Origin of the sequence: Nonomuraea harbinensis (genome assembly GCF_019396385.1) — a bacterium.
Lineage (GTDB): Bacteria > Actinomycetota > Actinomycetes > Streptosporangiales > Streptosporangiaceae > Nonomuraea > Nonomuraea ferruginea.
The window spans coordinates 396,462-406,343 of sequence record NZ_JAHKRN010000001.1 but is presented as its reverse complement, the minus strand read 5'-3'; the positions used below and the strand labels follow the sequence as shown (position 1 = coordinate 406,343).

The 9,882-nt window shown below is 70.1% G+C and carries 7 protein-coding genes; 4 read left to right on the top strand and 3 right to left on the bottom strand.

All coding sequences use genetic code 11. From position 1 onward, the window contains the following. Positions 1-100: 100 nt before the first annotated feature. From KME79_RS01990 to KME79_RS01980, 3 genes are read right to left on the bottom strand one after another with little or no spacing between them, the layout of a single operon-like run. A complete protein-coding gene (locus tag KME79_RS01990) occupies positions 101-1,399 on the bottom strand; it encodes an MFS transporter (RefSeq protein ID WP_219543076.1) in 1,299 nt (432 codons plus the stop codon). A gap of 17 nt (positions 1,400-1,416) precedes the next feature. Then, the gene (locus tag KME79_RS01985; protein ID WP_219543041.1) at positions 1,417-4,281 is read right to left on the bottom strand and encodes an FAD-binding and (Fe-S)-binding domain-containing protein; all 2,865 of its coding nucleotides are present in this window, start codon (positions 4,279-4,281) and stop codon (positions 1,417-1,419) included. Next, positions 4,272-5,276, bottom strand: coding sequence for an MBL fold metallo-hydrolase (locus KME79_RS01980; RefSeq protein WP_219543040.1), 1,005 nt, complete (start codon positions 5,274-5,276; stop codon positions 4,272-4,274). Before KME79_RS01980 ends, KME79_RS01985 begins: the two co-directional genes overlap by 10 nt. Before the next feature lie 153 nt (positions 5,277-5,429). Between KME79_RS01980 and KME79_RS01975 the strand changes: the two genes are divergently transcribed. From KME79_RS01975 to KME79_RS01965, 4 genes are all read left to right on the top strand, one after another. Then, complete coding sequence (locus KME79_RS01975) at positions 5,430-7,022, top strand: helix-turn-helix domain-containing protein (RefSeq protein WP_219543039.1); 1,593 nt, start codon at positions 5,430-5,432, stop codon at positions 7,020-7,022. Positions 7,023-7,307: 285 nt separating this feature from the next. Continuing rightward, a complete protein-coding gene (locus KME79_RS46090) occupies positions 7,308-7,436 on the top strand; it encodes a hypothetical protein (protein WP_281429242.1) in 129 nt (42 codons plus the stop codon). After that, positions 7,403-8,524 carry an ISKra4 family transposase gene (locus KME79_RS01970; protein WP_219543038.1) on the top strand — a complete coding sequence of 374 codons (1,122 nt, stop codon included), beginning with the start codon at positions 7,403-7,405 and terminating at the stop codon, positions 8,522-8,524. Before KME79_RS46090 ends, KME79_RS01970 begins: the two co-directional genes overlap by 34 nt. A gap of 321 nt (positions 8,525-8,845) precedes the next feature. After that, positions 8,846-9,484 carry a hypothetical protein gene (locus KME79_RS01965; RefSeq protein WP_219543037.1) on the top strand — a complete coding sequence of 213 codons (639 nt, stop codon included), beginning with the start codon at positions 8,846-8,848 and terminating at the stop codon, positions 9,482-9,484. Positions 9,485-9,882 lie beyond the last annotated feature (398 nt).

Here is a 9,882-nt window from a genome sequence, read left to right as displayed (position 1 = left end):
TGGTCCCCGCCGAGGCCGCCGTCCGCTGACCGCCCGTGCCCTCAGCCGCCAAAAGCGCGGCTCCGGAAACCCGGAGCCGCGCTTTTGCGGTCGGTCGTCGTCAGGCGATCGTCTGCTGGGTCAGCCCCAGATCGACGCCCTTCGGTTCCTTGACCGCCGTGACGGCGGCCAGGGAGATCACGCACAGCACCATGATGTAGGCGCCGACGGAGAAGGCGGAGCCCGTGCTCTGCACCAGGGCCTGGGCGATGGTGGGAGCGAAGGCGCCGCCGAGGATGGCGCCGAGGGCGTAGCCGATGGCCACGCCGGAGTAGCGCACCGAGCCGGGGAACATCTCGGCGTACATGGCCGACATGGGCCCGTAGGACAGGCCCAGGCCGATGGTCAGGACGATGATCGCCACCGTGAAGAGCCAGATGCTGCGGGTCTCCATCAGCAGGAACAGCGGAATCATCCAGACGAAGATGAGCGCGTAGCCGATCTGGAAGGTGCGGACCCGGCCGATCCGGTCCGACAGCACCCCGCCGTACAGGGTGAAGACGAGCCAGCCGACGGACCCGGCGACGGTGGCGAGCAGGACGGAAGGCCTGGGCAGGCCGAGGGTGGTGGTGCCGTAGCTGATGAAGTAGGCGATGAGCAGGTAGCCGGCGGCGTTGTTGGCCACGAAGATCAGCGCGGTGAGGATCACGTTCTTGCTGTTGTGGCGGAACAGGTCGCGCAGCGGCGCGGAGGAGGTCTTGGCGCGCTGCTGCAGCTCCTTGAACACCGGGCTCTCCTCCACGGCCTGCCGCACCAGGTAGCCGATGACGATCAGGGCCAGGGAGAGCAGGAACGGCACCCGCCAGCCCCACGCCTGGAACTGCTCGGGCGTGGTGACCGTGCTCATGATCCACAAGACGCCCGTGGCCAGGATGAGGCCGATCGGCACGCCGATCTGAGGGAAGGAGCCCCACCAGCCGCGGCGCTCGCGCGGCGCGTGCTCCACCGACAGCAGGGCGGCGCCGCCCCATTCGCCGCCGGCGGAGAAGCCCTGCAGGATGCGCAGCAGGATGAGCGCGATGGGCGCCGCCACGCCGATCGTGTCGTAGGTGGGCAGCAGGCCGATGAGCATGGTGGCCGCGCCCATCAGGAGCAGGGTCAGCACGAGCATGCGCTTGCGTCCGAGCCGGTCGCCGTAGCGGCCAGCGACGATCGCGCCGAGCGGCCGGAACAGGAAGCTGATGCCGATGGTGGCCAGCGAGATGAGCGTCGCGAGACCGGGGGCCTGCTCGTTGACCGGGGCCAGGAAGAGCGGGCCGAAGACCAGACCGGCGGCCTGGGCGTAGATGAAGAAGTCGTACCACTCGATGGTGGTGCCGGCCAGGGTGCCGGCGAGGACCTTACGGTCGTCGCGGGTCATGGCGCGTGGTTCACTCGTCACGATGGGGCTCCGTTCCTTACTTTGGGGGGTCTGGTGACGCGTTCGAGTGCCACCAGGGCATGTTCGTACGGGTGCCCGCCGGCGTGCTGGAGGCCGAGCTCGCACGGGCGGTTGCCGCTCAGGTAGGCGTCGGCGGTGACGCCGGCGAGTTCGGCGGTCTCGGCGCGGGTGGCGTTCTCGGTCAGCTCGCGGTGCAGGAAGCCGCGGTCTCCGGCGAAACCGCAGCAGGTGGCGGTGACGGGTTCGACCACCTCCTCGGCGATCGCGGCCGCGACGGCGCGCAGGTCGCCGGAGGTGCCGAGGTGGCTCATCGCGCAGGTCGGGTGCACGACGGCGCGGGCCAGGCGGCGGGTCAGCGTGAGCTTCGGCAGCAGGTCGGTGCGCGCCCAGGTGAGCGCGTCCAGCACGGTGAGGGCGGCGTGCCGGGCGCGGTCGTCGTCCTCCAGGGCGGGCGGCACCTCCCGCAGAATGCCGAGCGTGCAGGAGGCGGCGTCCACCACGATGGGCAGCCTGCCAGCGTCGGACCATTGCCACAGGCGCCGCACGAGGTCGCGCGCGGCGTGGATGTGCGCGGACCGATGGCCTTTGCTGTGCCAGACGGTGCCGCAGCAGGCGCCGGCGAGGTCGGGGGGCGTCCACAGCGTGAGGCCCGCCCGGTCGGCGAGGGCGGGCAGGGCGGCCGTCACCGTGGTGGAGTCCGGCGTGCCAGGTGGCGCGCCGAAGATGCGGTTGACGCAGGACGGGATGTAGACGGCCGTCGCTGATGCCGGTCTGTCCCCTCGCTTGCTGATAGCCGGGGCGGGACCGGGGGTCGCGGGCAGCCACTCCGGTACGCGCTCCGCTCCGAGTACCCTTCTGGCCAGCAGGCTCACCGCCCGCACCGGCCGATCGCCGGCCAGGTCGGCGAGCATCCGGGCCAGCCGCAGCAGGACGCGCGCGAGGCGCTCGGCCGTGGCCCAGTGGCGTGCGAGGGTCAGCGTGAGGCGTCCGGCCGCGCTGCCGTGCCGGGCCTGCCGCAGTTGCTTCATCGCGTGGCCGGTGTCAATGCCGACCGGGCACGCCGTCGCGCAGGAGCCATCGGCAGCGCAGGTGTCGACAGCCGCGTAGCCGTACTCGCCTTCCAGCTCGGCGTCCGAGCCGCCGCGGCGGGCGATCTCGCGTTGCAGGACGATGCGCTGGCGCGGGGTGGTGGTCAAGTCACGGCTGGGGCATACCGGCTCGCAGAAGCCGCATTCGATGCACCCGTCGAGCAGCGGGTTCACGGTCGGCAGGGCCTTGAGGTGGCGCAGGTGGGCGCGGGGGTCGTCGGTGAACAGCACGCCGGGGCCGAGGATGGCGTGCGGGTCGAAGGCGCGTTTGACCCGGCGCATCAGCTCGGTCAGCCGGGGTCCCCACTCGCGTTTGAGAAAGGGTGCCATGTTGCGGCCGCTGCCGTGCTCGCCCTTCAGCGAGCCGTCGAAGCGGTCCACGATCAGCGCGACGATGTCCTCCACGCATCGGGCGTACCGTTCGACGTCGGCCGGGTCGGCCGGGTCGAACACCATGGTGAAGTGCAGGTTACCGGCCGAGGCGTGCCCGGCGACCGAGGCGTCGAACCGGTGGCAGGCGAGGATGTCGCGCAGCGCGACCGCCGCCTCGGCGACCCGTGCCGGTGGCACGCAGACGTCCTCGCCGAGCAGGATCGTGCCCGGGGGCCGGTTCGCGCCCAGGGCGGTGAGCAGTCCTTTGCGTACGGCCCAGAAGCCGCCCGCGGTCTTGGCGTCGCGGGTGAAATCGCCGTGCAGGACGACGCCGTCGAGGAGTTCGCGGGCCTGGTGCTCGAAGCGGTCCAGCTCGGCCCGGTCGCCGGAGCGGAACTCCACCAGCAGCCCGGCGTCGTCGTCGCCGATCTCATGCATCCAGGCGGGGGCGCCGCCGATGGTACGGGTGGCGCGCAGCGAGAGGTTGTCCAGCAGTTCAGCGGCCCGCGCGCCGAGGTCCATCATGGCGGGGACGACCGCCGCGGCGGCGGCCAGGTCGGCGAAGTGCAGGAAGGCCGTGCTCGCCTGCCTGGGACTGGGCACGGTGCGGAAGGTGATCTCTTCCAGGAATCCCAGCGTGCCCTGGGAGCCGACGAGGAGCCCGCGCACGATTTGCGCCGGGGTGTCGCCGTCGATGAAGGCGTCCAGCCGGTATCCGCTGGTGTTCTTGATGGCGAACTTGGCCCGGATGCGTGCGGTGAGCTGCGGGTCGGCGCGGATCTCATCGCGGATCGCGAGCAGCTGGGCGACCAGTTCGGGTTCGGCCTCGGTCAGGCGCTGGTCGGCGTCGTGGGCAGCGGTGTCGATCCGGGTCCCCGACGGCAGCACGATCCGCAGGGACTCCACCGTCTGGTAGGAGTTGGCGTGCACGCCGCAGGTCATGCCGCTGGCGTTGTTGGCCACCACGCCGCCGACGCAGGCCGCCGCGCTGCTGGCCGGGTCGGGGCCGAGCATGCGCCCGTAGCGGGCCAGGCGGGCGTTCGCCCGGGCCAGCACCATCCCGGGCGCGCTGCGCAGGATCGCGCCGTCCTCCTCCACCGTCGCGTGGTCGAAGTGGCGGCGGACGTCGAGCAGGATGTCGTCGCCCTGCGCCTGGCCGTTGAGGCTGGTTCCGGCGGCGCGCAGGACGACCCGCCGCCCGGTGCTGGAGGCGAACCGGAAGACGGCGGCGACGTCGTCGCCGGTGCGGGCCAGCACCACCACCCGGGGCACCTGGTGGTAGGGGCTCGCATCGGCGGAGTAACGGATCAGGTCGGTGGCCGACGTCAGCACGTTCTCCGCGCCGACCGCCGTGACCAGTTCGGCGACGTCGCCGCGATCCGATCGGGAAGTCAGCAGCACGAATCCCCCGCCACTGCCTCCGCCGCTGCTGCGGTCGTGCCCGCCGCGTCGGCCAGCCGGCCGCGCAGCATGGCCTCCATGACGGCCATGTAGGTGTCCATGCCCGCCTGGCCGAGCACGAACGGGTTGGCGCCGCGGGGCTGGGTACGCAGCTGTTGCATGCGTTCCAGGCCGTAGTCGACGAACGGGTGGGTGGACACCTCCACGTCCACGCCGGCGCGTCGCGTCCGGTTGCGGAAGGACAGCACCGAGGTCAGGTAGGTGCGCAAGGAGACGAGCGCCGCGGGCGGATTGGTACCTCCCCACGACATCGCCATATGGCGGGTGCCCTCCCACGTGACCGGGAAGATCGGCGATACCGTGCCGGGGGTGTGGCCGGGCGTGTAACACAACTGGATGGTGGTGGCGCCGAGCGTGAGCCGCTGGCCGTTCGTGATGTCCAGGTCACGGGCCGGTGCGCCGGGCACGCCGGCGATGAGATTCCAGTCCGCGGGCGCCATGAGCACCCGGGCCCCGTAGCGGCCGGCCAGGTACTGCGCGCCGCCGTAGTGGTCGCCATGACCGTGGGTGACCACGACGTACTTGATGGTCGCCGGGTCGGCTCCCAGCGAGGACAGGCCGCCGGCGATGACGCTCTCGGCCTCTGCAGCGGAGTTGAGGGCGTCGATCAGGACGATCCCGCCGCTGGTCAAGATCGCCAGGCAGGAGACCGAGCCTACGCTGAGCACGGCGAGGTCATCGAAGATCTTCTGCGGTGCGGGAGCCGCGGGCCGCGGGGGCGAGTATCCCTTGGTCAGCGCCGCGATCAGGGCCAGCAGGACAGGGTTGTCGCCGGCCAGCTCACGGGCTTGCGCGTAGTAGTCGGCAGCGGTCTGCGCCGTGGCCGGAGCGACCGTCGCGATCATGCCCGCGCCGGTGGCGAGGCCGAGGGCGGCGAACCGGCCGAATTGACGCCGGGTCATTCCGGCGGCGGGCACGGCAAGGCGAGGGGGCATCTGGCGATCCTCCTGGTGGGGGCGTCGGAGGGACAAAACCGGGTGGGACAACAGTGCGGGAAAGCCGCATGTGAAACAATGTCTGATCCGACCCGGAAATGGAGATCTTGGTGTCGGATTGCACACCTATCCTCGGGGGTGACCATGGCCACCATGACGCTGGCGACCCTGCTCGAGACGCTGCGCCCGGACCTCGTTCAGCTCGCGACCGGCGATGCGCAGCTCGCGGTGGCCGGCGTCGAACTTCTCGACGGCAGTGCCCTCGAACCGGCCGCGCCGCAATGCCTGCTCCTCGCACTCGGCCTCGACCTCTCCTCCGCCAAGGCCGTCGGCCAAGCGCTGCGACTGGCCGCAGAGACGAGCGGAGCACTGGCGGTCAAATGCGCGACCGGCCTGCCCACCGAGATCATCGAGCAGGCGCGCGCGGCGGGAACCACGGTCGTGGTGGTCAATCCGGAGATCCCCTGGAGCCGCTTGTACGGCCTCGTCTCCACGCTGCTGGCCACCCAGCCGACCACCGGCGAGCCCGCCACCGACCCCGCCGGTGGCGACCTGTTCTCCCTGGCCAACTCGGTCGCCTCGATCTGCGGCGGCGCAGTGGCAATCATGGACACCAACCAGACGATCGTCGCCTACTCCAATCTGCCCGGCCAGCCCATCGATGAGACCCGCCGGGTGGGCATCCTGTCAAGGCAGGTACCCGACCACGCGCTGCCCCACCACCTGACCGACGAGTTGTGGCGCAGCGACTCCGTCAAGCTCATCCGCCGCGACGGCTACCACCCGCGGCTGGCCGTCGTGATCCGCGCCGGCGACACGGCCCTCGGCTCGCTCTGGGCGACCTTCCCCGACGAGGACGCCATCACCGACAGCGAAGCCGTTCTCGCCACCGCGGCCAAGCTCGCCGCGCTGCACCTGCTCACCATCCGCCGGCACCTGGACGCCGACCAGGAAAGCCGCAACGCCGCCCTGCACACGGCGCTGCAGCACCCGGGCCACGCCGACCGCGCCCTGCCCCTGCCGGCAAGCCTGCTCTGCCTCGCCGAGACCGCGAACCCCGATCACCGGCCAGACCACCGGCCCGACCACCGGGCGGGCCTGCTGCGCGCCCTCGGTCTGCTCGAACTCGACGCCCGCTCCCTCGGCCACGAGCCGACCATCAGCATGGTCAAGGACCGGATGTACGTGCTGCTGGAGGCCGCACCACGCGGCTCGGTCACCGTCTCCACCCTGGCCACCCACTTCCACCAGCGGGCGAGTCGGCTGCTGCACACGAATCTGCTGATCGTCCGCAGTGAACCCATCAAGGACCCCGACGGGCTGCGCCAGGCACGCGACGACCTCGACCGGGCCATCAGTCACCTGCGGGACACCGGCGCCCGGCCGGACAGCTACGCGGCGCGGGACCTGCACGCCGAGATCGTCCAGCAACGGCTGTTCCATGCCGTGCGCAGCGATCCGATGCTGCGGACGGGCTTCGGCAACGTCATCAACGCCCACGACCTCACGCACGGCACCGCCTACCGGGCGACACTCCTGTCCTACCTGCGGAACTTCGGAGACGTCCGAGCCGCCGGCGCGGAGTTGACATTGCACGAGAACACCGTCCGCAAGCGCATCAGGCGCGCGCAGGAACTGTTCGGCATCACGCTGGACAAGCCGACGCACCGCTTGCTGCTGGAACTGGAACTCGGGGCCCTGGCGCCAGACGCCACCTACGGGGGCCATGAGGTGGCTGGGCAGTAAGAAGCCTCCCCGAGCACCGGATCGTACAACCAAGCCAGACACGGCACGGGCACATTCAGCGCCCTCTCTACGGCCTACTGGTTTCACAGCGGCAGCCGATCTACCTGCCTAACGTACCTGACAGGCCTTCGCGCAGCTGACCTGCTAATTCGCTTGACTACCCCAAATAACCATTGGGTGCGGCTCTTCCTCAGTGGGCGCCTGAGCTGGGCTTTTGTAGACATGACTGTTGGATCCGGGGACCGCCTTTTACTGTGAGTGCAGACCCGTGAGGCGGTGGTGACGATGAGCTCGTTGCTCGAGGAACTGGCACGGCGCGAGGCCGCGGCCCGCCGACGGATCGAGGAGATCCGTGAGCAGATCGCCGGGCTCACCTACAGATGCAGGACGAGCAGGACCGCTTGTCACGGCTGACGATCACACGGGAGACCGTCGAGGAAATCCTGGGCGAAGCGGCACAGCTGCTCGATGAGCCCACCGGACAGGCCGGGGCCACGCCGCCGGCACGGCCGCCGGTGCTGGGTGTGGTGACGGTGCCGCACTGGCAACCCGGCATGAAGGCGGCGGTGCTGCCGCGCGCGTACCGGCCGTGCACCGCCTGCACGGTGCTGGTGATCAGCGTGGACGGCAAGGGCATCGCGATGCGCCCCGAAGCGCTGCGGCCCGCGACCGCCAAGGCCGCCGCCCGCGCCCGGGCCACCTTCCGCACCCGGCTGGCGGCCGGGGAGAAACCGGCGCGCAAACGGATGGCGACGCTGGGGGTGGTCTACGACGCTGAACCGGCGCCTCGGCGGCCGCACGATGTGATCGCCGTCCCGGGCGGGCGATCCGGGCAGCGCCTGCCGCGCGCCCGGCCGAACGCGACGCGCAAGTGGCTGTGCGGCTCGATCATTACCGGCCCCGCCGCAGTGATCGCCAAGGTGTTCGATCATGCCGAGGCCCGTGATCCCGGCCATGTCCGTCCCTGGGTCGTGCTCGTCGACGGGGCCCGCCATCAGCTCGATCTGATCATCGCCGAGGCCGCCCGGCGCCGTATCCGCGTCCACATCGTGATCGATTTCGTGCACGTGCTGGAGAAGTTATGGGCTGCGGCGTGGAGTTTGCACCCGCCCGCAGCGCCGGCTGCGGAGGACTGGGTCGCCGGGCATGCCCTGGCCCTGCTGGCCGGGCATACCGGCCAGGTCATCACCACGCTGACCGCGCAGGCCGCCACAGCCGGCGCGCAGCACCGTGACGGTATCGACGCGTGCATCCGCTATCTGTCCAACAACCTCGAGTATCTGCGGTACGACCAGGCGCTGGAGGCGGGATGGCCGATCGCGACCGGGGTGATCGAGGGCGCATGCCGTCATCTGATCGCCGACAGGTTCGACCTGGCCGGGGCGCGGTGGGGCCTGGCCGGGGCCGAGGCGGTGCTGAAGCTCCGCGCGCTGGTCGCCAACGGTCATCTGGAGGAGTACTGGACTTTCCATCTCGCCCGGCAACACGAGCGCGTCCATTAGGTCGGCTACCAGGACGGATACGCCCTTACGGCTTGATCGCTTCAGTCACTCAGGAGGAGCCGCACCCTTCTAAACACTGGGGGCCTGCCCCAGTGTTGCAGTGTCCTTGAGGAGCAGCTCCGCCGGGCGGTGCTCGATGGGCAATGCTCGCAGACGACCTCGGTCCGCTCCGAGCTTGCGAGGATCGCGGTGGCCGTCAGCCCTGCCGAGTTCTACTCCTTCGGCGGGGTTGACACAATCCGCAGGCCGAAAGCCGCCTCGCCGAATCGTCGTTCACAGGCCATTCAGCAGCTCCGCAGATCAGGATCTGCCCTCGCTGACGTGGCGACCTATCGACGATTCCGGCGGGGGGAGAAGGGAAGTACTTTTCCCTGGTCCAACGCCTCGAAGGCCCTGTTCGACGAGGTCGGCCGTTGCTGGCTCGTCACGGAGATCGCCGTCATCGGCGCAGCCATGCCGCTTCATTTGGGGTACACGGTACTACCCGGTGCGCAGGCGCTGGGTGCTGGCGGCCACCCGGCGGCGCTCATCGCACAGACTCGGGATCACGCGCGTGACGCCACCTGGTGGCGCGACCAGCTCAAGGTGTGCGGCGACGACCACTCCCAGGCCGAGTGGGCCCTTGCCCTGTGGGCGATCGCGGCAGGTGAGACGATCGACGAGCTTTTCACCGAACTTGAGCAGCTTGTCGACCTGCTGCCGGTCAGGCGGCGGCGCGCCATACGCATCGTGGCTCTTCGCCTTGGCGATGCCGGGCTTTTGACGGAGCGACCGGTTACGTCTACACCATCCACCAGTGATTTGCTAGCTGAGATGCTGGCTGCCCGTACCGGCCATGCGCCTGCGGTATGCAGTCCAGAATGGGCAGTTCCGGCCGCCATTAATGATCGATGGCCACTCGCTGGTGTTGCCCGCACAGCGAAGTGGCTCAAGGTTGATCAAGCGCCACAGTACCGATAGGCAGACGGTCGCTGGCCCCCTTCCGCGGGATCGCCAGCGGCTGCACATCCGAACCGACTCCGGCGGATACGCATTCATCGCCACGTGGAACTCCTTGTCTCCGGATCTCCATCATCCGGTACTCCAGGCGTCCACATCTGGGGGAGCCCGGGGAGGCCCCCGCACTGCCAAATCGAGTACGGCACGGACCGATAGTCGTCCATGGTGACGGGTGTCGTCGATGAGCCTCCGGCGGTCGCGGATGTGGACGAGCCACCGGTCACCGGCGGCGAGGGCGACCTGCCCGGCGTAGCAGCAGCCCGTTCCGCACCTGCTGAGGTACTCCCACTGCCCCACGTCGGGGTCCGGACCGGCCTAGACCTCGGTGATCCGGTCCAGTCCGCGCCAGGCCGCCTGGC